The organism is Ruegeria sp. AL2 (genome assembly GCF_056540845.1).
Map to the genome: position 1 here is coordinate 72,735 of NZ_JBQFXM010000004.1, position 22,376 is coordinate 95,110.

General features: G+C 58.6%; 24 protein-coding genes. 13 read left to right on the plus strand and 11 right to left on the minus strand.

What is annotated here, in order from left to right; all coding sequences use genetic code 11:
* Positions 1-26: 26 nt before the first annotated feature.
* Positions 27-1,013 (plus strand): NAD(P)H-quinone oxidoreductase, encoded by a 987-nt coding sequence (locus tag ACR0ID_RS07590; RefSeq protein WP_480474960.1) that lies wholly within the window; start codon positions 27-29, stop codon positions 1,011-1,013.
* 30 nt (positions 1,014-1,043) lie between these two features.
* Here the strand turns inward: ACR0ID_RS07590 and ACR0ID_RS07595 are convergent, their stop codons facing one another.
* Positions 1,044-1,901 carry a DUF2189 domain-containing protein gene (locus tag ACR0ID_RS07595; protein WP_480604666.1) on the minus strand — a complete coding sequence of 286 codons (858 nt, stop codon included), beginning with the start codon at positions 1,899-1,901 and terminating at the stop codon, positions 1,044-1,046.
* Between the two features lie 193 nt (positions 1,902-2,094).
* Here ACR0ID_RS07595 and ACR0ID_RS07600 point away from each other — a divergent pair, with 193 nt between their 5' ends.
* Positions 2,095-3,078 carry a quinone oxidoreductase family protein gene (locus ACR0ID_RS07600; RefSeq protein ID WP_480604668.1) on the plus strand — a complete coding sequence of 328 codons (984 nt, stop codon included), beginning with the start codon at positions 2,095-2,097 and terminating at the stop codon, positions 3,076-3,078.
* Between the two features lie 141 nt (positions 3,079-3,219).
* Here the strand turns inward: ACR0ID_RS07600 and ACR0ID_RS07605 are convergent, their stop codons facing one another.
* The 7 genes from ACR0ID_RS07605 to ACR0ID_RS07635 all read right to left on the minus strand — a co-directional run bounded on the left by ACR0ID_RS07605 (position 3,220) and on the right by ACR0ID_RS07635 (position 7,858).
* Complete coding sequence (locus ACR0ID_RS07605; protein WP_480486578.1) at positions 3,220-3,696, minus strand: YHS domain-containing (seleno)protein; 477 nt, start codon at positions 3,694-3,696, stop codon at positions 3,220-3,222.
* Positions 3,697-3,888: 192 nt separating this feature from the next.
* On the minus strand, positions 3,889-4,158 hold the full coding sequence (locus ACR0ID_RS07610; protein ID WP_480604670.1) for a hypothetical protein: 270 nt from the start codon (positions 4,156-4,158) through the stop codon (positions 3,889-3,891).
* Positions 4,155-4,760 (minus strand): glycerol-3-phosphate 1-O-acyltransferase PlsY, encoded by a 606-nt coding sequence (gene plsY, locus ACR0ID_RS07615; protein ID WP_480604672.1) that lies wholly within the window; start codon positions 4,758-4,760, stop codon positions 4,155-4,157. The genes ACR0ID_RS07610 and plsY overlap by 4 nt, the downstream gene beginning before the upstream one ends.
* A complete protein-coding gene (gene pyrC / locus ACR0ID_RS07620; protein ID WP_480554247.1) occupies positions 4,760-6,040 on the minus strand; it encodes a dihydroorotase in 1,281 nt (426 codons plus the stop codon). Before pyrC ends, plsY begins: the two co-directional genes overlap by 1 nt.
* Complete coding sequence (locus tag ACR0ID_RS07625; protein WP_480474974.1) at positions 6,037-6,423, minus strand: hypothetical protein; 387 nt, start codon at positions 6,421-6,423, stop codon at positions 6,037-6,039. Before ACR0ID_RS07625 ends, pyrC begins: the two co-directional genes overlap by 4 nt.
* On the minus strand, positions 6,408-6,926 hold the full coding sequence (locus tag ACR0ID_RS07630; protein ID WP_480604674.1) for a hypothetical protein: 519 nt from the start codon (positions 6,924-6,926) through the stop codon (positions 6,408-6,410). The genes ACR0ID_RS07625 and ACR0ID_RS07630 overlap by 16 nt, the downstream gene beginning before the upstream one ends.
* Positions 6,923-7,858: an aspartate carbamoyltransferase catalytic subunit gene (locus tag ACR0ID_RS07635; protein ID WP_267366053.1), complete on the minus strand. Its 936-nt coding sequence runs from the start codon at positions 7,856-7,858 to the stop codon at positions 6,923-6,925. Before ACR0ID_RS07635 ends, ACR0ID_RS07630 begins: the two co-directional genes overlap by 4 nt.
* 509 nt (positions 7,859-8,367) lie before the next feature.
* Here ACR0ID_RS07635 and ACR0ID_RS07640 point away from each other — a divergent pair.
* The 7 genes from ACR0ID_RS07640 to ACR0ID_RS07670 all read left to right on the plus strand — a co-directional run bounded on the left by ACR0ID_RS07640 (position 8,368) and on the right by ACR0ID_RS07670 (position 16,107).
* A complete protein-coding gene (locus ACR0ID_RS07640; RefSeq protein ID WP_480604676.1) occupies positions 8,368-8,682 on the plus strand; it encodes a hypothetical protein in 315 nt (104 codons plus the stop codon).
* The gene (locus ACR0ID_RS07645) at positions 8,616-9,383 is read left to right on the plus strand and encodes a uracil-DNA glycosylase (RefSeq protein ID WP_480604678.1); all 768 of its coding nucleotides are present in this window, start codon (positions 8,616-8,618) and stop codon (positions 9,381-9,383) included. Before ACR0ID_RS07640 ends, ACR0ID_RS07645 begins: the two co-directional genes overlap by 67 nt.
* On the plus strand, positions 9,380-9,979 hold the full coding sequence (locus ACR0ID_RS07650; RefSeq protein WP_480604680.1) for a metallophosphoesterase family protein: 600 nt from the start codon (positions 9,380-9,382) through the stop codon (positions 9,977-9,979). The genes ACR0ID_RS07645 and ACR0ID_RS07650 overlap by 4 nt, the downstream gene beginning before the upstream one ends.
* A complete protein-coding gene (locus ACR0ID_RS07655; RefSeq protein WP_480604682.1) occupies positions 9,976-10,596 on the plus strand; it encodes a LysE family translocator in 621 nt (206 codons plus the stop codon). Before ACR0ID_RS07650 ends, ACR0ID_RS07655 begins: the two co-directional genes overlap by 4 nt.
* A gap of 6 nt (positions 10,597-10,602) precedes the next feature.
* Positions 10,603-11,145 carry a molybdenum cofactor biosynthesis protein B gene (gene moaB / locus ACR0ID_RS07660; RefSeq protein ID WP_480604684.1) on the plus strand — a complete coding sequence of 181 codons (543 nt, stop codon included), beginning with the start codon at positions 10,603-10,605 and terminating at the stop codon, positions 11,143-11,145.
* A 106-nt stretch (positions 11,146-11,251) separates the two neighbouring features.
* Positions 11,252-12,700, plus strand: coding sequence for an efflux RND transporter periplasmic adaptor subunit (locus ACR0ID_RS07665; RefSeq protein ID WP_480604686.1), 1,449 nt, complete (start codon positions 11,252-11,254; stop codon positions 12,698-12,700).
* A 5-nt stretch (positions 12,701-12,705) separates the two neighbouring features.
* Positions 12,706-16,107, plus strand: coding sequence for an efflux RND transporter permease subunit (locus ACR0ID_RS07670; RefSeq protein WP_480604688.1), 3,402 nt, complete (start codon positions 12,706-12,708; stop codon positions 16,105-16,107).
* On the opposite strand, the gene ACR0ID_RS07675 is transcribed toward ACR0ID_RS07670, so the two are convergent.
* Both ACR0ID_RS07675 and ACR0ID_RS07680 read right to left on the minus strand, forming a co-directional pair.
* Positions 16,104-16,523: an NUDIX hydrolase gene (locus ACR0ID_RS07675; RefSeq protein WP_480474988.1), complete on the minus strand. Its 420-nt coding sequence runs from the start codon at positions 16,521-16,523 to the stop codon at positions 16,104-16,106. The genes ACR0ID_RS07670 and ACR0ID_RS07675 overlap by 4 nt on opposite strands.
* Before the next feature lie 4 nt (positions 16,524-16,527).
* Positions 16,528-17,328 (minus strand): protein-disulfide reductase DsbD domain-containing protein, encoded by an 801-nt coding sequence (locus ACR0ID_RS07680; RefSeq protein WP_480554239.1) that lies wholly within the window; start codon positions 17,326-17,328, stop codon positions 16,528-16,530.
* A 157-nt stretch (positions 17,329-17,485) separates the two neighbouring features.
* Here ACR0ID_RS07680 and ACR0ID_RS07685 point away from each other — a divergent pair, with 157 nt between their 5' ends.
* On the plus strand, positions 17,486-18,040 hold the full coding sequence (locus ACR0ID_RS07685) for a YqgE/AlgH family protein (RefSeq protein ID WP_480474992.1): 555 nt from the start codon (positions 17,486-17,488) through the stop codon (positions 18,038-18,040).
* Here ACR0ID_RS07685 and ACR0ID_RS07690 read toward each other — a convergent pair whose 3' ends face one another.
* Positions 18,041-18,991: an L-threonylcarbamoyladenylate synthase gene (locus ACR0ID_RS07690; RefSeq protein ID WP_480474994.1), complete on the minus strand. Its 951-nt coding sequence runs from the start codon at positions 18,989-18,991 to the stop codon at positions 18,041-18,043. It lies immediately after the preceding gene.
* A 138-nt stretch (positions 18,992-19,129) separates the two neighbouring features.
* On the opposite strand from ACR0ID_RS07690, the gene ACR0ID_RS07695 reads away from it, so the two are divergent.
* Genes ACR0ID_RS07695 through ACR0ID_RS07705 form a run of 3 tightly spaced genes read left to right on the plus strand, consistent with a single transcriptional unit; the run spans position 19,130 to position 22,336 of the window.
* Positions 19,130-20,833 (plus strand): acyl-CoA dehydrogenase, encoded by a 1,704-nt coding sequence (locus tag ACR0ID_RS07695; RefSeq protein WP_480474997.1) that lies wholly within the window; start codon positions 19,130-19,132, stop codon positions 20,831-20,833.
* On the plus strand, positions 20,833-21,879 hold the full coding sequence (locus ACR0ID_RS07700; RefSeq protein WP_480604692.1) for an MBL fold metallo-hydrolase: 1,047 nt from the start codon (positions 20,833-20,835) through the stop codon (positions 21,877-21,879). Before ACR0ID_RS07695 ends, ACR0ID_RS07700 begins: the two co-directional genes overlap by 1 nt.
* A gap of 4 nt (positions 21,880-21,883) precedes the next feature.
* Complete coding sequence (locus tag ACR0ID_RS07705; protein ID WP_480475001.1) at positions 21,884-22,336, plus strand: DUF6173 family protein; 453 nt, start codon at positions 21,884-21,886, stop codon at positions 22,334-22,336.
* Positions 22,337-22,376: the final 40 nt, after the last annotated feature.

The following is a 22,376-nucleotide window of genomic DNA, read 5'->3' on the forward strand; positions in this document are numbered from 1 at the left end:
TTAGGCATTGGGCAAAGGAGGTGCCTATGACCCAGATGATGCGTGCTGTTGAGATCTCTCAACCGGGTGGTCCCAATGTTTTGCAGCTGACCGAACGTCCTATCCCTAAGCCGGGGGCCGGACAGGTTGTATTGAAAGTGGCCTATGCCGGGGTGAACCGCCCCGACGCTTTGCAACGCGCGGGCGCTTACGATCCGCCGCCGGGCGCCAGTGACCTGCCGGGGCTTGAAGCTTCGGGCGAAGTGGTCTCGGTCGGTGCGGGGGTCGAAGGACTGTCTGTCGGTGATCAGGTCTGCGCACTGCTGCCCGGCGGTGGCTATGCGGAATACGTTTCGACCCCAGCGGCTCATTGTTTGCCTGTGCCCGCGGGTATGGGAATGAAAGAGGCAGCGTGTCTGCCCGAGACCTTCTTCACAGTCTGGTCCAACGTGTTCATGCGTGGCGGGTTGAGGGCAGGTGAACGTTTTCTGGTTCACGGTGGGTCCAGCGGTATTGGTACGACGGCAATCCAACTGGCCAATGCCTTTGGCGCGCGCGTTTTCGCCACGGCTGGGTCGGATGAGAAATGTGAGGCTTGCATCAAGCTGGGCGCCGAAAAAGCGATCAACTATCGCGACGAGGATTTCGTAGCAGCCATGCGCGCCGAAGGTGGGGCAAACCTGATCCTCGATATGGTCGGAGGTGATTACATCCCCCGCAACGTCAAGGCCCTGGCCGAAGATGGGCGGCTGGTGCAAATCGCGTTTCTGCAAGGGCCTGTGATCGAGCTGAACTTTGCCCTGATGATGGTCAAGCGCCTGACCCTGACCGGCAGCACATTGCGCCCACAAAGTGATCTGGCCAAGGCGCAAATCGCGCAGGACCTGCGCGAAGCTGTCTGGCCTCTGTTGGATGCCGGAAAAGTTGCGCCCGTGATGGACAGCGAGTTTGATCTGACCGAGGCCGCCGCCGCCCATGCGCGCATGGAAAGCTCGGGTCATATCGGCAAGATTGTTCTGAAGATCGCGGGTTGAGTTTAGAATGCGCGGGCGTCTCCCGCGCGTTCACGCAACGGCGCGGCGATACAGATGCCACGTGGCATGACCCAGAACGGGCATCACCACGATAAGCCCCAACAGCAGTGGCAAAGCCCCCAGGAACAAAAGCACCGCTACGATGAATCCCCAGGTCAGAATGACGCCGGGGTTGTGACGCAGCACCCTGAATGATGTCACAACAGCAACCGGCAGGCCTACTTTACGGTCCAGCAGCAAGGGAAAACTGACGACGCTGATCGCCAGTGCGCAAAGCGCAAAAACGAATCCAACCGCTGTTCCAACAATGACCATCGTCCAGCCCGCGGAGGTCGTGAACACCTGCGTGGCAAATGCGCTGAGCGACGCTGGAACCTCGAGGCCCATCGTGTAGGTGTGAATGCTTTGTGCCACCATCAGCCAAAGCAGCAGCAGCATCACAAGGTAAAACCCCAAAACCAGAATTGCTCCGAATGACGGCGAGCGGAGCACACCAAATGCGTCCAGCCAGTGAACCTCGCTGCCCTGTTCACGCTTGCGGCTGATCTCATAGAGGCCCACGGCCGCAACTGGCCCGATCAGCGCGAAGCCAGCGACCAGAGGGGCCAGAAGCGGAACCAGGTTGGCATTCAGGGCAAAGCCGAACATCAAAAGCCCGGCAACCGGGTATACCAGGACAATGAACACCACATCCGCTCGGGTTTCGAGAAAATCCTGATACCCCGCCCTCAGGCAGGCGCGTAGGTCTTGCAGGGTCAAGGTCTGCACCATTGGCACTTGCGTTGGATCTGCACTGCCAAGTTGCGAGACGCTTTCTGTAACGTGGTCACCTGTGGCGCCCAGAGCCTGGGCCGCCCAGCTGATCGGGTTTCCGATTGTCTTAGCCATTTCTTCACCCTTCCCTGGCGAGACTTGCGCCGCGGAACGGATCCGGCATTCAGTTGCCCGTGGCCGGCCCAACCGGCAACGCCATGCCTCAGTATAACATAAATTTTCGAAATCTGGATCAATACTCCGGCATCGGACGGATTGCCCTGTGTCACAGTCATGTTAGCTTGATGGCAGGCAAGAGGAGGTCAGGATGCAGAAAACAGCGAAAACGGTTGTGATTCACGAATTTGGTGGGCCTGAGGTTTTGCGGATCGAAGACAGGCCTGTAGGTGACCCCGGTCCGGGTGAGATACGTATTCGGCATCAGGCCTGCGGGTTGAACTTCATCGACGTATATCAACGCACCGGCCTGTATCCCCTTGATCTTCCCCATGCTTTAGGCATGGAAGCGGCGGGAACCGTTGAGGCGGTTGGGGATGGGGTGACCCACCTTCAGCCGGGGCAGCGGGCCGCTTACGCCGCAGCCCCGCCCGGTGCTTATTGTGAGGCGCGCGTGATGCCCGCTGCGCAGGTTTGCCCGCTACCGGATGGCATCACATTCGAAGCCGGTGCAGCGATGATGCTGAAAGGTCTGACGGTTGAATACCTATTTCACCGGACCACACCATTGAAACGGGGTGATACGGTCCTGTTCCATGCGGCAGCTGGCGGGGTCGGGCTGATCGCATGCCAATGGGCTAAATCCGAAGGCATCACCTTGATCGGAACGGCGGGGAGTGACGAGAAATGCAGCCTTGCGCGGTTTAACGGGGCCGCGCATTGCATCAATTACAGGTCCGAGAATTTCGCAGAACGCGTGGCTGAGATTACAAAGGGTCAGGGCGTAGACGTGGTGATGGACTCGGTCGGAGCGGACACGTTCGAAGGATCACTGGATTGCCTGAAACCGCTGGGCATGATGATTTCCTTCGGCAACGCCTCGGGCCCGGTTCCACCGTTCAACCTTGGGGTTCTGGGCCAGAAAGGCTCGCTCAAGATCACCCGGCCCACGTTGTTTACTCATATCGCGGATCATGCGGTGTGTCAGGCAATGGCGCGTCGCCTGTTTGGCAAAGTCGAGGGGGGTGAGGTCAAAATCCATGTCGATCAGCGTTTTGCCTTGGATCAGGTTGCTGATGCGCATCGTGCGCTTGAGGCGCGGCAAACGACTGGCAGCACAATTCTGGACCTGTAACTCTGGACCTGTAACGCAGTATCCAAACAATATTGCCCATTGAATTGGGACACTTGATGCGCTGAATGGGAAGGGCAAGAGGTCTTCAATAACATACGGCGGCGGAAAACCCGCCGCCGCTGTGCCTGAAATAATCAGGTTTTACTGCGATTGCAGCTCTGCCGGGGATTTTTCAGCAATCGTTTCCCAGTTTGCGCTCGCGCTTTCGATGAAACCCGGGATGTCGCCTTCCCAGCGCTCCTGAATGTCTTTGGACAGGTTCAGATACAGCTTGTTGTCAACGATCTTCCAGTGGTTCGGGTCGCCGTCGAATTTAAAGCCCATGGCCGCGCCGAAGGCACAATAGCCGCCATATGCGGGCAGATATGCATCAGGATTGGCTTCAAAGGCTACTTTGTTTTCTTCTGACGAAAACCGGTACAGTGCATCATCGTGCAATGCAGTAATGCGGTAATCGCCCTTGGTCGCTTCGCCAGCGGTGAAGTACGCCACCGGATCATAGCCCTGCATGGCCAGACCAGTCGAGCTTGCGTTGATTTCGACGCCAGCCGCCAGTGCGGAGGTTGCCAACGTGACAGACAGTGCCACGCCACTGATCAGAGATTTAAACTTGTTCATTGCTTCACCTTTCGTGAAATGAGCCCGTTCAGCACCGCAATAATTGCCGCCGTAAGGCCCAGATTGTTGTCCTGTGTGGCCCGTAATTGACCGTCACGATAGCGATTTGGGAAGCGGGCTGATCACGTTCAAAACAATGAATTGTGATTGTGCGCAGGTGATAGAGCCACTGTTCTTTTTTGCCGAGCCGCCTCAGGTATCCGGCCTTAGGTTCAGGACAAATGCGATGACTTTGTGTGCGGGCATTTCACAGGGTCGAAGCAACGCGCCGCTGCCCTGGGTCTGATACAGGTTCAGGCTAATATAGTCGGTTCCGCCTAGCTCGTGCGCAACCAGCTTGTGGGATTTACCATGCGCCATTTGTTGACGCACAACAACATAGCGTCGACCGCTGGAGGTTCCGGTGAAACTGCCCAACGGCAGTGCAATAAGGGCAGACAGAAACGCGTCTGACGCAGTCACGGTTTTCCGATTCTGGGTTCCGTTCCGGCCTTGATCCGCGCAACGTTCGAGCTGTGCCGCCAGTAGACAAGAAGTGTCAGAATTATCCCAAGGATAAATGTAGTCCCGTTTGTCAGCAACAACAACCAGGTTGTGGAAAGCGCAGCAGCTGCCAGTGCACCAACCGAGGATATCCGCCAGATTGCCGCCGCGACCAGCCAGGTGAGGCAGCAGGCAACACCAACGCGCCAATCCAGTGCCAGCCAAAGTCCCAGAAAGGTCGCCACGCCCTTGCCACCCTTGAAGCTCAGCCAAACCGGAAAGCAATGGCCCAGAAACGCCATAAGAGCGGCAACCTGGGCCGCATCTTCACCCGCATAGGCACGTGCAATCAGAACGGCCGCCGCGCCTTTACCTGCGTCAAACAGCAAGGTCAGCGCCGCAGCGGCCTTGTTGCCGGTGCGCAGGACATTTGTCGCCCCGATATTGCCGGACCCGATCTCGCGCAGATTTCCCAGCCCCATGATCTTGGCAAGCAACAAGCCGAAGGGAATGGAGCCCATCAGGTATCCAACCACCGCCCATTGGAGCAGTTCGCTAGTCGAGTTGTCGATTGGGGGCATCAGGGTCTCCGGAACACTTCATTACCTGCTACATAGGTCGAAATGACCTTACCTTGCATCCGCTGGCCGTCAAATGGAGTGTTCTGAGATTTTGATTTTAGTGCAAACCGATCAAGCACAAAAGGCACATCCGGATCGAACAGAACCAGATCGGCTGGCGCGCCTTTCGACAGGCGACCGCTGTCCAACCCAAGCCGCTTGGCCGGGTTAAGGGCCATGGCCCGAAACAGCGTCGGCAGATCCAGCTGGCCCGCGTGATACAGGCGCAAGGCCGCGGGCAGAAGCGTTTCCAGTGCGACCGCACCCGAGGCCGCTTCTTCAAACGGCAGGCGCTTGCTTTCTTCGTCCTGAGGGGTGTGCATCGAGCTGATGATATCGATCAGCCCGGTGCGAACGGCTTCGATAACCGCTTGCCTGTCGTTTTCTGATCGCAGCGGCGGCTTGACCTTGAAGAAGGTGCGATAGTCGGCCACGTCAAGCTCGTTCAACGTCAAGTGGTGGATCGACGTCCCTGCGGTTATGTCCAGCCCATTGTGCTTGGCGCGCTCCAGTGCAGGCAGCGCCCGGGCCGTGGTGATCTGGTCGGCGTGATAGGCGGCGCCGGTCATCTCCAACAGGGCAATGTCGCGGTCCAGCCCCATTCGTTCCGCCATTGGCGAAACCGCAGGCAGGCCGCGTAATGCTGCGAACTTGCCGCTGGTCGCCGCGGCCCCGGCGCTCAGCCCCGGCTCTTGCGGATGGGCTATCACAAGCGCGCCACAGGACTTCGCATAGGTCAGGGCGCGGTAAAACACCTTTGTATTGGTGATGACGTGATCGCAATCGGTGAAGGCGATCGCGCCCGCGTCCAACAAAAACCCGATTTCGGTCATCTCGCGCCCTTCGCGCCCTTTGGTCAGGGCAGCCATCGGCAGAACATTGACCGGCGCATCGGCCTGCGCCCGGCGTGTCGCGAATTCCAGCGTTTCCGGTGTGTCGACTGCTGGCAGAGTATCTGGTCGGGTGACAATCGTCGTGACACCGCCAGCCGCGGCAGCAAGTCCTGCTGACCGATAGCTTTCCTTATGACGTTCACCGGGTTCACAGACCTTGACGCCAATATCGATGATGCCAGGGGCGAGGCACTTGCCGTTGCAATCTACGATATGCCCCTCCGTACTCGGAGCAATTCCTTCGCCTCGGGCGGTAATCCGGCCATCGTTCACCTGCAACCAGCCAGTTGACTCTGCTCCCGCTTCGGGGTCGATCAGGCGTGCGTTGGTGAAAAGAACGGTATTCATGGAACAGCCCTTTCGATGGCGGCCTTCGTGGCGGCGGGATCGGCCTGATACTTGATCAGGTGTTTGTCTCCGCCCTTGGTAACGACTTGCACGAAACTGCCCATGGTTTTGACCGCCTCGATCTGATTCAGCGCAACTTTTCGCTCGCCGGGACCGGTCAACAAAGTGTCGGTCATCTTCCAGTTTGCGGCCAGTTCTTCCGATGCCAGATACCACGCGCGGATGCCGATAGCGGCGAGGCCAGCAGGTGCTCCGGTCCAGACATATGGGTTGCCGGTCAACCACAACACAGCCATTGCACCGGCCATGGCAGCGGCCGCAAGCCACGCATTGGTGCGGATATACGCGCCCTTGTCCGGGGCAAAGACTACAGGATCAGCCATAGAATCCCTCCGGTGATCAAAAGTACTACCAATGCCATAACAGCCGAGCCTATGCGGAGCGGTTTGTTGTCAACCGGCGCGGTTTGCGGGGCCGAGAAAGGTCTGGCGCTTTCGGTTTCGATCGTTCCGCCGGTCCAATTGGTTGCCTCTTCCGTGAAAAGGCCCGTCAGGTGCAGCCGGGGATCGGGTTCAAGTGTCATGGTCTGGTCTTTGAACGCTGCGCTGCGCAGGACCATGACCCATCCGCCGATCTGCGCCAGCGCGGCACGGTCCAACTGATCCTCGGACACGCCACACCCTTCGTTCAGATAGCCGTAAAGCCCAAGTTCCTCGAGGTCGGACACCGGAAAGATGTCGATCTGCTCGGGGTCCAGCCCGTCGACGCCAAGCACCTGATCGGCGGCACCCGGTTCGCGCAGGAACTTTGCCTCTTCTGGGCGCATGTCCATCGAGAACAGGCGCAGGACGCCGCGTTCATGGGGGGCGACCTTCAGACTGTTCATGCAACCTCGCGCAGGTTGCGGGCCAGAAGGTCCATGGCGGCCATCCGGACAGCGACCCCCATCTCCACCTGCTCCTGTATAACGGATCGATTGATGTCATCAGCCAGGGTTCCGTCGATCTCAACCCCGCGGTTCATTGGGCCGGGGTGCATGACAATGGCATCGGGTTTGGCCAGCGCCAGTTTTTCCGCATTCAGGCCGTACCGGTGGTAGTACTCGCGTTCTGACGGGATGAAGCCCCCATCCATTCGTTCTTTCTGAAGGCGCAGCATCATGACCACATCGACGTCTTTGAGGCCTTCGTTCATGTCGTCATATACCTCGGCCCCGAACTCGGCGAATTGCGACGGCACGAGTGTGGGCGGGCCGATCAGACGAATGCGGTTTTCCATCTTGCCCAGCAGGATCAGGTTCGAGCGTGCAACACGGGAGTGCGCGACATCGCCGCAAATGGCGATGTTCAGACGGTGCAGGCGACCTTTTGCGCGGCGGATCGTCAGCGCGTCCAGTAGCGCTTGTGTCGGATGTTCATGCCGCCCGTCGCCTGCGTTCAGAACAGCACAGTTGACCTTTTGCGCCAGCAGATCGACCGCGCCTGAATGCGGGTGACGCACCACCAAAAGGTCGGGATGCATCGCGTTCAGGGTCAGCGCAGTGTCGATCAACGTCTCGCCCTTTTTGATCGAACTGGCCTGCATCGCCATGTTCATCACGTCCGCGCCCAGACGCTTGCCAGCCAGTTCGAAGCTTGCCTGCGTTCGGGTTGAGTTTTCAAAGAACATGTTGATCTGGGTCAGCCCCGACAGCACGTCCGAATGTTTGGTCGACTGGCGGTTCATGTCGACATAGGTTTCGGCCAGGTCGAGAATTTCGGTGATATCGGATTGCGACAGATGCTCGATGCCAAGAAGGTGACGATGGGCGAAACGCATGGGCGGGCTCCTGTCTGTCAATCGGGCCGCTTATAGAAAGCCACGCGGGGCAAAGCAACCTAGGGATCAGAACCCTCTGGCAGTTTTTCGCAGCCGCCTTCTGGCAGGCATTGTTCACCCGGTTTGCACCATTTGCCGTATCCACAGTCGATGGCTTTGATCGGCACGCAACCCTGATGGGTCGAGCATTTGAATCCCGGACGGCACTGCGAGCCTGTTTCTTCGCACAGGAACCATCCCGGGCGGGAACAACCCCCACCCGGCAAGCAGGACGCGCCGCGCGCGCAAGTGCGGCCATCCTCGCATATTGTGGGGGGGGCTGTACCCGGATCTGGTGTGATCCGTTCACATTCGCCGCGCCCATTGCAAAAACTGTCACCGGGGCAATCCAGACGCGATGTGCATTTGTTCGCGCCTGTGGGTGCACAGCTCGCTCCTCCGGCAACGCAGCGTTCAAACGGACCGCAACTGCGCCCGCCACCGCAATAGGTGCCGCCCAGCGGTATGCAGTGCCCATCAAAGCTGCATCTTTGACCGCCGGAACAGCAGGTGGTGCCGCATTTGAACTGGCCCGCACGGCACTGGCCCTGTTCGTTGTGGAACGTCGCCAATACCGGATTGCCGGTAAGCACCAGTCCAAGCCCGATCAGGAGTATTCGCAAGGTTCTGAGCATCGTGCCCTGATGGTCGACGCGACAGAGCGACCGATCAAGCCCAATTCGCTTTCCATCAGCCCTCAGGCAGGTAAATTACCCTTATGGAATCGGGCTTGGACTATTACTCTGCACGGGCCCTGCTGGAATGGCAGGTCGAACTGGGCGTGACCGAGGCAATCGGGGACGCTCCGGTTGATCGATATTCGGTGCCGGATACGTCACCAAAGCCCAAAAAGGCAGAGGTTGCGGCAACCACCCCGTCAAAGCCCGGACAGATTGACCCGGTAACGGTTGCGCAAGCAGCGGCCAAGGGGGCGGGGTCACTGGATCAGCTGCGCGATGCGATGGAAGCTTTTGATCACTGCGAGCTGAAGCGCGGGGCGCGGCAGATGGTTTTTGCTGATGGAACGCCCGGTGCGCGGGTGATGATCATCGGTGAGGCTCCGGGCCGCGATGAAGACCGCGAGGGCAAACCCTTTGTCGGGCGCGCGGGCCAGTTGCTGGATCGCATGTTGGCCGCGATTGATCTGGATCGCAGGCAGAACGTCTATATCACAAACGTGCTGCCATGGCGGCCCCCACAGAACCGTGACCCAAAGCCCGAAGAAATCGGGATGATGAAGCCGTTCCTGGAACGTCACGTGGCGCTGGCCCGGCCCGAGGTGCTGGTGGTGATGGGTAATATCAGCTGTCAGGCCGTTCTGGGCAAGCGCGGGATTACCCGATTGCGCGGCCAGTGGGATCAGGCGCTGGACCTGCCTGTGATCCCGATGTTTCATCCAGCTTATTTGCTGCGCCAGCCGCAAATGAAGCGTCAGGCCTGGGCTGATCTGCTGGAGTTGAAAGCCCGGCTGCGAGGTGAGTCATGAAGGTCTTGGCGTTTTCCGATCTTCACATGGCGCGCAATCGCGCCGCTGATCTGGTGGCGGCCAGCGCTGATGCCGACCTGGTTATTGGCGCCGGGGATTATTGTAACATGCGTCTGGGTCTGGACGAAGCGATGCAGATGCTTTCGGGCGTTTCAGCGCCCCTGGTCCTGATACCCGGGAATGCAGAAAGCGCAGAGGATCTGGGCAAAGCTGTGCCCGAGGGTGTGCATGTTCTGCATGGAACGGGAATGACGGTGGATGGATTGCGCCTGTTCGGGCTTGGCTACGGTGTTCCACCCACACCGTTTGGTGATTGGTCCTGTGATCTGACCGAGGGTGAGGCCGCCGAACTGCTGGCGCGCTGCAGCGGAGCAGATATCCTGATTTCGCACTCACCGCCCAAGGGTCATGGGGATGTGACCTCGCAAGGTATGGCTGTTGGTTCGGTCGCTGTCCGGAACGCGATCGAAAGGATACAGCCCCGTTTCACGTTTTGCGGCCATATTCACGACAGCTGGGGTTATCGCGGCTCGATTGGCCGCACCCGGATCGCCAATCTCGGTCCCAAGGTAAACTGGTTCGAGGTCGCCGTATGATCGAGACGGTAACGCTGCTTGCCTTCATTCCCGCTGCGCTGGCGCTGAACCTGACACCGGGGGCGGATATGATGTTCTGTTTCGGTCAGGGTTTGCGATCAGGTCCGCGTGCTGCAATTGCCGCAAGTGCCGGGATTTCCGCGGGTGGAATGATACAGGTCCTTCTGGCTGGGCTGGGCCTTGGCGCGGCGGTTACGGCCGTGCCATCGCTGTTCGATGTCATTCGCTGGGTTGGTGTTGCATACCTGTTGTATCTGGCCTGGTGTGCCATTCGAAATGGCGCAGTATCAGCCGAGGCACCCGTCAAACCGGCCCGGTTGTCTTTTTGGGACGGAATGCTTGTCAATCTGACGAACCCCAAGGTTATCCTGTTCGTTCTTGCCTTCATCCCTCAATTTGTTGACCCGTCGCGGGGATCAGTCCTGGTGCAGTTTTTGATCTTTGGCACAATCATCGGCACCGGTGGGTTCGTGGTGAACGGGCTGGTTGGTGTTTTCGCCGGAAGCGCGGGGCGTCATCTGGTCTCGAATCCGCGCGCCTCACGTATTTTGGGCTGGATTGCAGGGGGCATTTTTGCGGCCCTTGCGGTCCGGCTTGCCATCCTGGAAAGGGCCTGACACCACATGTCGCGCATTGACGAAACAATGGAGTTCATCCCGGTTAAGATCGCCGTTCTGACAATCTCGGATACCAGATCGATGGAAGAGGACCGCTCGGGTCAGACATTGGTGGACCGGATCGAAAAGGCAGGCCATGTCGTCGCAGATCGGAGGATAATTCGGGACGAGCGCAGAGAGATCGCAGATCAGTTGCGCGCGTGGGTGGCGGACGAACAGATCGACGTTGTGATTTCGACCGGCGGAACGGGCCTGACCGGGCGCGATGTCACCGTCGAGGCGCATCGCGATGTCTATGAGAAAGAGATAGAAGCCTTTGGCACCGTCTTCACGATCATCTCGATGGAGAAGATTGGAACTTCGGCGGTGCAGTCGCGGGCGACGGGGGGCGTTGCCGGGGGGACATACCTGTTCGCCTTGCCCGGCAGCCCGGGAGCCTGCAAGGATGCGTGGGACGGTATATTAGAAAAACAGTTCGATTATCGCCATCGCCCGTGCAATTTTGTGGAAATAATGCCCAGATTGGACGAACATCTGCGACGGAAGTAGACTGGTCATACGTTCCGTTCCGTATAACCGCCTTGTGGCTTGGCATATTTCCTGATCCAGCTACATGTTGTGGACGGCAGCGTGGTGCAACCGGGGTAACTGATCGATGCGATTTCTGCGGCATAGTCTTGTCGGTATTTTTCTGGCGTTTCTGGCGCTGGCTTTGTTGTTCGTTGCCGTGCAGATGATCGTGGGGGCCGTTCAGGAGGCTTTGACGCACGATAACGCGACACCGCCCTCGCGAGAAAGGATCTTTGCTGTTGCGGTTCGGCCTGCCGAGGCGGAAACCGTCACCCCATATCTTGAAGCTTTCGGAGAGGTTCAAAGCCGCCGCAGGCTGGAGCTGCGTGCGGCGCTTGGAGGTCGCGTTGTCGCGCTGGCAGAAGACTTTGAAGATGGTGGAATTGTTGAGGCTGGCGAAGTGCTGGTCGAACTGGATCCGGCAGATGCGCAATCTGCGCTGGATCGGGCAAAGTCCGATCTCTTGGACGCCCAATTTGAAGAGCGAGATGCAGAACGCTCGTTGCTGCTGGCGCAGGACGAGCTGAAATCGGCCGAGGCTCAGGCGGAACTGCGGGAAAGGGCGTTGCAACGCCAACGGGATCTGGAATCACGGGGCGTGGGGGCCGCCGCCAGCGTGGAAGAGGCCGAACTGGCCGCAGCATCATCGCAACAGGCCGTTCTGGCGCGGCGTATTGCGCTGGCACAGGCTGAATCCCGTGTGGATCAGGCATCAACCCTGTTTGCCCGAGCCATGATAGCACTGGAAGCTGCGGAGCGCGATCTGGGCGACATGACAATCCGGGCGGGCTTTGGCGGCACTTTAACGGATGTTACGCTTGTGGAAGGGCGGCTGGTATCTGCAAATGAAAAGCTTGCTGAACTGTTTGATCCCAACGACTTAGAGGTGGCGTTTCGGGTGTCGACCGCGCAATATGTGCGGCTTCTGGATGGCGGCGATCGTCTGATCAATGCGCCGGTCACCATATCTCTTGAAGTCACAGGGACCGATCTGACCGCAATTGGCCAGATTAGCCGCGATAGCGGGTCTGCCGGTGAAGGCCAGACCGGGCGGTTGATCTATGCCCGCCTGCAAGAGGCATCGGGGTTTAAACCTGGAGATTTCGTTACGGTTTCAGTTCAGGAACAGCCCCTTGCCGGAGTTTACCGACTGCCGTCTTCGGTCCTTGATGCATCCGGAACAGTTCTGGTTCTTGGCCCTGATGACCGATTGGAAAGTCTGCCGGTTCAGCTCATCCGCCGCCAGGGGGATGAAGTTCTGCTGCGGGGCGACGGGTTGGAAGGGCGTGAGGTCGTCGTCGGACGAACCCCCCTGCTTGGGTCGGGCGTGCGTGTTCGGCCCCTGCGACTTGAGGCGGGTGCAGACCCCGGAATGGTCGAGCTTACGGACGAGAAACGCGCCGAACTTGTAGCTCAAGTCGAGGCGAACAGTGCGATGCCACCGAAGGAAAAGACGAAGGTTCTAACCCGGCTGCGCGAAGCTCGAGTGCCGACATCTTTGGTGCGCAGTATTGAAACCAGGGCTGGGGGATAAACGCCATGATGCGCGAGATACCTGGCGCGGCGGGTGGCCTTCTCAGTTATTTCACGCGGCATCGGACAGTTGCCAACCTGCTGTTGCTTGTCATGCTGGTTCTTGGCGCGGCGGCAATCCCGAACATGCGGGCACAGTTCTTTCCGGACGTCATTCTGGAACGCGTCGATGTATCCGTAACCTGGGATGGTGCCGGGCCCGAGGACATGGACACCGGGATCGTGCAGTTGCTGGAACCGGCGCTGCTGGCCGTCGAAGGGGTGACCAGTACCGAGGCTTCCTCGCATCCGGGCTGGACCCGGATCAGGCTGGAATTCGAACCCAACTGGGATGTGTCCCGCGCTGTCGAGGATGTTAGGACCGCCGTAGACGCTGTCACAGATCTGCCGGAAGACGCTGAGGAGCCCAGGATTCAACGTGGTGCGTGGCGTGATCGGGTGACGGATGTGGTGATCACGGGGCCGACCGATACTGCTCAGCTGGCGAAACTGACGGATGAGCTTATCAATCGTTTGTTCGCATCAGGTGTGACCCGCACGACAATCCGGGGTATTGCCGCACCGCGCATCGTTGTCGAGGTCACCACCGCGCAGTTGGTCGCAAACGATATCACGATGGCCGAAATCGCGGCAGCGATAGGTGCCGAAGTCAATACCGACCCCGCTGGCTATGTTGAGGGTGCGGGTGCTCTTGTCCGGGCAGGAGCTGAAAAACGCACGCCGGAACAGATCGAAGGCATCGCGCTGAGGACGAACGAAGATGGCTCCAAGCTGAAGGTTGGTGACATAGCTAGAATTTGGGTTGAAGGCGTCACCCGCGAGCGCAGCTATTATGTGGGCGACAATCCGGCCATGTCCATCAGAGTGGACCGGTCGAACCTGGGCGATGCGATAGGTATTCAGCACACGGTCGAGGACGTTGCCCGCGAGATGCAGGCCAGCCTTCCTGAAGGTGTGAGAATTGATCTGATCCGCACCCGGGCGCAAGCAATTACCGACCGGCTAAATATCCTCGTGGATAACGGGCTGATGGGGTTGGGGCTGGTTGTCATCCTGTTGTTCCTGTTTCTGAATGCGCGCATTGCCTTTTGGGTTGCTGCGGGCATTCCGGTGGCGATGTCGGCGGCGATTGCACTGATGTATCTGGGCGGTTTGTCGGTGAATATGGTTTCCCTGTTCGGTTTGATCATCACCTTGGGGATCGTCGTAGATGATGCGATTGTCGTGGGAGAGCACGCCGATTATCGCGCCCGCCGATTGGGTGAGACACCTGTGGAAGCCGCTGAGCGTGCCGCCCGTCGAATGGCAATGCCGGTTCTGGCCGCCACAGTAACGACCGTGATTGCGTTTTTCGGCCTGACGTTGGTTGGAGGACGTTTCGGAGAGCTGATCCGCGATATCCCCTTCACGGTGATCGCAGTTCTGGTTGCGTCGCTGGTGGAATGCTTCCTGATCCTGCCCAATCACATGGCGCACGCAATTGCGCATTCGGCCAAGGAACACTGGTACGATCTGCCGAACCGTGTCGTCAATCGTGGCTTTCGTTGGGTCCGGGATCACTTGTTCCGCCCGTTGATCGCTTGGGTGATCTGGGCGCGTTATGTGGTCGCGGCGTTGATGATTGCTATTCTGGCCAGTCAGGTTGCATTGTTCATTCGTGGCGACGTGAACTGGCGGTTCTTCAACGCACCTGAACGCAGCTCAGTCAGCGGCGGGTTTATCATGCGCGAAGGGTCGACCCGGTCAGATACGCTTGAAATGATGCGCATTCTACAGGATGCGACCAACGAGCTGGGCCGGATCTACGAAGAGCGTCATGGCCGAAATCCAATTGACTATGTCCTGGCTGAGGTTGGTGGCAATGCCGGGCGTGCGCTTGCTGCGGCTGACGGCAAGGACGGCAGTGTGCTGGGAGGCATTTCGATTGAATTGATCGACGCCGATCTGCGCCCATATTCGAGTTTTGAGTTTGTGGGCGAGCTACAGGATTTCGTACCGCGCCACCCCAAGGTCGAGGTGATCAGCTTCCGCGGTTGGCGGTCCGGCCCCGGTGGCGACGCCATCGACGTGCAGTTCTATGGCTCGGACGTAAATGTCCTGAAAGCCGCGTCAGAAGATCTGCAAACCGCGCTGTCGAAGTTTCCTGAAGTCTCGGCGCTCGAAGACACTCTGGCATATGACAAGGAAGAGTTTCTTCTGGACCTGACAGCGCAGGGTCAGGCGCTGGGTTTTCGGATCGAAACGCTGGGGCGGGCTTTGCGCAACCGTTTGAACGGGATTGAGGCCGCAACCTTCCCCGACGGGCCGCGCAGTGCCGAGATCCGTGTCGAACTGCCCGAAGGTGAACTGACAGCAGATTTTCTGGAACGAACTCTGATGCGTTCTCCTGATGGGGTCTACGTACCTTTGGCTGATATCGTTTCGGTCGAGCGCAAGTCCGGGTTTTCGACGGTTCGGCGTGAAAACGGCCTGAGGGTGGTTTCGGTAACAGGCGATATTTCGGAAGACGATCCGGCACGGGCCGCCGAAATTGAACGCGTGATGCAGGACGAGATCCTTCCCAATATCGCGGCCGAAAGGCAGGTTGAGTGGCGCATGTCGGGTCTGAGCGAACAGGAAAACGAATTCCTGTCCGAGGCCCGCAACGGTCTGATCCTGTGCCTGACCGGTATTTATCTTGTACTGGCCTGGGTTTTTGCCAGCTGGACACGACCCCTTGTGGTTATGGCGATTATTCCCTTTGGCCTGGTCGGGGCAATTTGGGGCCATTACATCTGGGAGGTTCCGCTGAGCATGTTCACGGTTGTCGGGTTGTTGGGCATGACAGGGATCATCATCAACGATTCGATCGTTTTGGTGACTACGATCGACGCATACCAGCAGGATCGCGGGTTGATTCCGTCTATTCTGGATGGCACGGCAGACAGGTTGCGCCCCGTGATGCTGACCACGCTGACGACGGTTCTTGGCCTTGCGCCCTTACTATATGAAGGCTCTCAACAGGCGCAATTCTTGAAACCGACTGTAATCACACTGGTCTACGGGCTTGGTTTCGGAATGTTGCTGGTGTTGGTTCTTGTACCTGCCTTGCTGGGAATTCTTAATGACGTGGCACGTCCGATGACAGCCATGCGCCGTGCTGCACGGGCCCCTGACAAGGTTGTTCGTGGCGCGTTGGCCGGAACCGGCGTGATACTTGGGATCTGGTTTGCCTTGACGATGATCTGGCCCGCTGTCAACGGTGCACCGCTTGCCATGCTACAAAGCCTTTATCCCGGTGATGATGGCATTGCCGCATTGAAAATGGGGCTGGGCGCGTTTGTTGCCGGCGCTGTACCGATTGTGATTCTAAGCATTGCTGCCTCAGGTATACTCTATGGTCGCCTCACGAAATCGGCAGGTACTTAAACCGCAAGCAAGGCATATTCCAAAAGCTCAATGACCCGCGCGCTCATGGGCAGGTTGCCCTGGCGTATCTGATCGATGGGAAACCACCGGGCATCAAGTGCGTCGTCACCGGCCCTCGGCGTGCCCGAGCGATACTGACATGCGACCCCGACCAGCAGGTAATGGGACACGACCAGCCCATCTGGGGTTCGGCGCAGAAGGTCCAGATTGTTCAGATAATGTGACGGTTGCGCGATCACCGAGGTTTCTTCCAGCAATTCGCGTTGCGCCGCTTCCAATACGGTTTCACCCCATTCGACATGGCCACCGGGAAACCCCCACAGCCCGGCGTCGGGCTGCTTGCTGCGCTGAACCAGAAGAACCTGATCCTGGTGCAGAACAACGGCCAGGGCACCGATTTTTGGCGATTGGGTCATGAATTCAGCCTGCGCTGCAACCCTGAATATCAACTGCGTGATTGGCGCCCAGAACTGTAATCCGGATTTCAGACCGATCCAGCGCAAAGGGTGTACCCGATGCATTGATAATCTCGGCCTCGGCCACCAACGTATCGCCCTGCCGTTGCGCAACCGGCTGCGAAGCCCAGAGGGTGGGATTGCCGGGTTCGATCACAGCAACTTCATGACCACCTGCCGATGGCATGGTCACTCGTGCTTCGATACGCATACCATCTTTCGTTGGCGTCAGACGACACGTGGCACTGGACACGCGAGCTTCCTGCGCGGAATAGGGACGTTGCGCCAGTGCCGCGGCAATCGCGGGATGGCGCCCGGCATTGGCGTCGAGCGTGTGGTCAAAGCCCAGACGTTCCGGAATACAAACGTCTTTGCAGACGCCCAGATCCATTTCGCCCTGCAATCGGACCGGCTTGGCAGGGTTGCGCGGCGTAATCTCAATAGGAAGGACCAGTTGGTTCTTGTAACCGATCGACTGCAACCCGTTCTGATCAAAGACATCGGGGGCAGGCCATGTGATCTCAATCCGCCCGACATTGCTTGACCGTTTCCAGTTGATTTCCGGCGGGATGCCAGCGTCTCCGGGCGCGCGCCAGTAGGTTTTCCAACCATCCTCGAGCGTCAGCTTTAAGGCGGTAAGATAAGTGCCGTTTGCAGTCCGGCCACCATCCAGAACATCCAGCTGAACGACACCATCCAGACCCTGTGCGGCAACCGGGGCGGACAGATGCAGGCAAGCAAGTGCGGCGACAGCAGTGTGTTTCATCGACATCTTCATCCCTCTTAAATGCGCGGCGTTGGCCCGGATTCCAAGTCACGTTCTGTTCACTGGGATGAAATCCGCCAAAATACCCGTTGTTCTCTTGCCAATAGACATGCTGCGGGGCCATTGTTGAGGTGTTCTGAGAAAGAGATGGCGGCCCATGGACCTGACCGGAAAACTGTTGATTGCGATGCCCGGTATGGGGGATCCGCGATTCGACCATTCGGTGGTGTATGTGTGCAGCCACGGCGACGATGGAGCCATGGGTTTGATTGTGAACAAGCCCTCGGACCTGCGGATAAAGACCTTGCTGGGTCAACTGAACATCGCCTGCCGTATTCCGATTGTCGGAGAGCGCCTTGTGCATTTCGGTGGGCCGGTCGAGATGTCGCGCGGCTTTGTCCTTCACAGCGCCGATTACGAGGCCAACCTGCATTCAATGCAGATTTCTGAGGACTTCAGCATGACGGCGACACTTGATGTGCTCGAGGATTTGGCGTCAGGCAGCGGGCCGCTGAACTCGATGCTGGCGCTGGGTTATTCCGGCTGGGGGCCCGGTCAGCTTGAGGATGAAATTGCCATGAACGGTTGGCTGACCACCGACGCGACACCCAAGCTTGTTTTCGATGTGCCCGATGATGCGAAATGGGAGGCAGCGTTGGCTACTTTGGGCGTGGACCCGCTGACCCTTTCTGCCAGCGCAGGGCGGGCCTGATCAGCTGTCGCGAGGTGCTGCAGCGCGCCGCAGCCGGTCATTGATTGCCGCCCCCAATGCCGTGCCTGGGATCGGAGAAACGGCAATCGGTCGCCCGGTTTCGTTCAGTTGATGCAGAAACGCAAACAGATTTGCCGCCGCTTCGGTCAGGTCGCCAATGGCGGACAAGTTCAGGTCGCACTCAACCTGTCCAAATCCCAGCAACACCTCATCACCCTGACGGGTTTCGGCATTCAAACGGACCGGAGCATCCGGCGCATAATGCGATTGCAACTGGCCGGGGGCGGTCAGAAGGTCACCGGATTGATGCAGATGTAGGTGTGTTTTCAGCGTCTCTTCGATTTGCTCCAGCGCGATGCCACCTGGACGCAAAAGCGCGGGTTCCCCAGCCAGACCGATGATGGTGGATTCAAGCCCGACACCGCACGGCCCGTCATCCAGAACAGCCGCGATCTTGCCGCCAAGACCTGACCAGACATGACTTGCCTTGGTCGGACTGATCTGACCCGACGGGTTTGCAGATGGCGCAGCAACCGGGCCATCAAATTCGGCCAGCAGCGCGTGCGCTGTCGGATGTGCCGGAACGCGCACGGCCAACGTATCCAAACCTGCCGTCACCAGCGATGAAATCCCGTGCCCTTCGCGCAAGGGCAAAACCAAGGTAAGCGGACCGGGCCAAAAGGCCTGCGCCAGATGCTCGGCCTGATCTGACCATTGCACATACCGTTGCGCCGCGGCGACCGAAGCGACATGTGCGATCAGCGGATTGAAACTGGGCCGCCCCTTGGCCTCGTAGATCGACGCCACCGCCTGCCCGTTGCGTGCATCGCCGCCCAGGCCATAGACGGTCTCGGTCGGGAAGGCGACCAGAAGGCCCTGTCGCAACATATCTGCAGCCCGCGCGATACCGCCGGGATCCGCCGTCAATTCCTGAGTGCCGGTTGAGATCATAACTGGTGACGCCGCGTTTTGGTTGCTTGAAACATAGGGGACAGTAGGTAATTGATCCAAGCTCATACGCTTACCGGCGCTTGCCCACAATTCCAAGCCTGCCGATATGTTCTGAATTGTTAGCCTTCGAGAGTGATCATGCCCTATCGCACCCCAATTTCAGATTACCAGTTCCTGCTGGACCATGTGGTCGGGTTCGACCAGGTCGCTGCGACGGATAAATTTGCTGATGCCAGCGGGGATGTGGTCAGTGCGATCCTGACCGAAGCTGGAAAAATGTGCGAAGAGGTGATGGCCCCTCTACAGCGCCCCGGTGATCTGGAACCTGCACGACTTGAAAATGGCGTGCTGCGAACTTCTCCGGGATATGCAGACGGTTGGAAGGCAATTGCCGAAGGTGGCTGGATCGGGATCAGTGGCAATCCTGAATACGGGGGGATGGGGCTACCTATGACGATCACCACGGCGGTCAACGAGATGATGAGTGCCGCTTGCCTGTCGCTTCAACTTGCGCCGCTTATGTCTCAGGGCCAGATTGAGGCGTTGGAGCATCACGCCAGCGACGAATTGAAAGCGCTGTATCTGCCTAAGATGATGACGGGGGAATGGTCGGGCACCATGAACCTGACCGAAGCTCAGGCCGGATCGGATGTTGGCGCGCTGTCTGCGAAGGCTGAGCCGAACGGTGACGGGACATATTCGATCACCGGTCAAAAGATATTCATCTCGTGGGGCGATACCGATTTTACCGAGAATGTCTGCCATCTGGTACTGGCTCGCCTTCCCGATGGAGTGCCCGGCACCAAAGGGATTTCATTGTTCCTTGTCCCTAAATTCCTGCCTGACGCAAATGGTGACCCGGGCGCGGCCAATGATCTAAAAGTGGTTTCGCTGGAACACAAGATGGGTTTGCACGGATCGCCCACCTGCGTGATGCAATATGACAGAGCCAAAGGCTGGCTGGTGGGTGCCGAACATGGCGGTATGGCTGCCATGTTTACCATGATGAACAATGCGCGTCTTGGTGTTGGCGGACAGGGCGTGGGCGTGGCCGAAGGTGCATACCAGCACGCGTTGGCCTATGCCCTGGAACGGAAACAAGGCAAAACGCCGTCCGGGACGATCATCGATCATGCGGATGTGCGCCGCATGCTTTTGGATATGCGTGCTGATGTTTATGCCGCGCGCGCGATCCTGTTGGCTAATGCGGTCGCGATCGATATGGCAGAGGCCACTGGTGACGCCGATTGGGCTGCGCGGGCCGCGCTGTTGACGCCGATCAGCAAGGCGTTTGGTACTCAGACCGGGATGCGTGTGGCTGAAACCGGGGTCCAGGTGCATGGTGGCATGGGATATATTGAGGAAACCGGCGCGGCACAGTTCTATCGCGATGCGCGTGTCACCGCGATCTACGAGGGCACCAACGGTATTCAGGCGATGGACCTTGTTGCGCGGAAGATGATGGACGGGGGCGAGGCTGCTTCGAACTTGCTGGATGAGATCGAAGACCAGGCCGAACGCGCCCGTGCAATGCTGCCTGATCTGGCGGGTCCGGTCTGGGAAGCCACCGAAACACTGCGCGAGGCGACAGAGTGGCTGGTCGCACAGGACGATTTGAATAACCGCTTTGCAGGCGCAGTTGCTTATTTGCAGGCTTTTGCCCGGGTGCTGGGCGGGCATTATCACCTGACCGCAGCCCTTGCCGACCCAGAGGGACCGCGGGCGAAACTGGCGCGATATTATATCAACGCCCTGTTGCCCGAACATTCGGGCCTTTTGGCGCGGGCGCAGAACGGGGCGGATGACCTTTTCGCGCTGAGCACGGACGAGTTTGCAGCCTGATGGATGGGGATCACGTCTTGGGGATCAGATATCCGTGGGCTGAACCGCCCGCGCAGGGCGCAGCCACCGAGATTGCCCAAGGTGTTCTCTGGATGCGCCTGCCCCTGCCGATGGCGCTGGACCATGTAAACATCTACGCTCTGGACGATGGCGACAGCTGGACCGTGATCGATACGGGGCTGTCCTCGAACAAGACGCGGCGCATCTTGGAAGCGTTGATGGCCGGGCCACTTGCAGGCAAGCCGATCAGGAGGGTGGTGGTGACTCACCATCATCCCGACCATGTTGGCAATGCCGGATGGTTTCAGACGGAACACGGCGCCGAGCTGGTGACAAGCCGCACCTCGTGGCTGTTTGCGCGGATGCTGACGCTGGATGTGCAGGAAACCTGGCCGCAAGAAACGCTGGAATTCTATCGCAGTGCGGGGATGGCATCCGATGTTCTGAACAAACGGATGGCGGACCGGCCCTTTAATTTTGCCGACACGGTCTATCCCATGCCGCTGGGTTTTACCGGGATCAAGCAGGGTGACGTGATCCGTATGGGTGGACGTGACTGGGACGTTCATATGGGCAATGGCCATGCGCCGGAACACGCCACCTTCTGGAGCCGCGATGACAATCTGGTACTCAGCGGTGATCAGATCCTCAGTTCAATCAGTCCCAATCTGGGTGTCTATGCGACCGAACCCATGGCAGATCCGGTGTCAGGATGGATGGAGGCCTGTGAGAGGCTTCAGGTACTCGCCCGTCCCGATCATCTGGTTTTAGGCGGGCACAAATTGCCCTTCACCGGTCTGCCGTTGCGCATGAAGCAGTTGATTGACAACCACCATGGCGCGCTGGAACGGTTGCTGGATCATCTGGATCAGCCCAAATCTGCCGCTGACTGCTTTATGCCGCTGTTCAAACGTACAATCCAAGAGGGTGAGTATGGCCTTGCGCTGGTTGAGGCGGTTGCACATGTAAATCACCTCTACCACATTGGTGCAGTAACCCGGACGCAACGCGCGGACGGGGCATGGCTGTATCAGCGCAAAGGGTAGACGAATGCAGGACCAGATCGAAACCTCGGCCGAGGCCGCAGAAGCCGCAGCGTTGCCAAGATGTTACGAGGTGCACGCTGATCCAAAAGCGGAATCCGGAACCAAAAAACTGCCAGAGACGTTGAAAAAACCGGTGGCCAGCAAAAGCCCCGCACAATGGGCCTACGAGCGGCTAATCCTGTATATCCAGAATTTCGAACAGACATTGGACGGCGATCATGAGGTCGCCATGGGTTTCACTGGCGGCGATGCAGGCGTGATGCGGATCGAGGGGATGGGTTATTTCGACCCCGACATGATAACCTTTTACGGGTCCGACGGGACCGGAGCCCGCACGCAACTGGTGCAACATGTCAGCCAGTTGAACGTGATGTTGCGTGCGCTTCCCAAATCGGTTGAAGACAAGCCAGCCAACCGCATCGGGTTCCGCCTGGCTGCGGACCTGAAAGACAGCTGACTTGCAATTCACGTTTGCGCGCCTTTGAATGAATGTATCA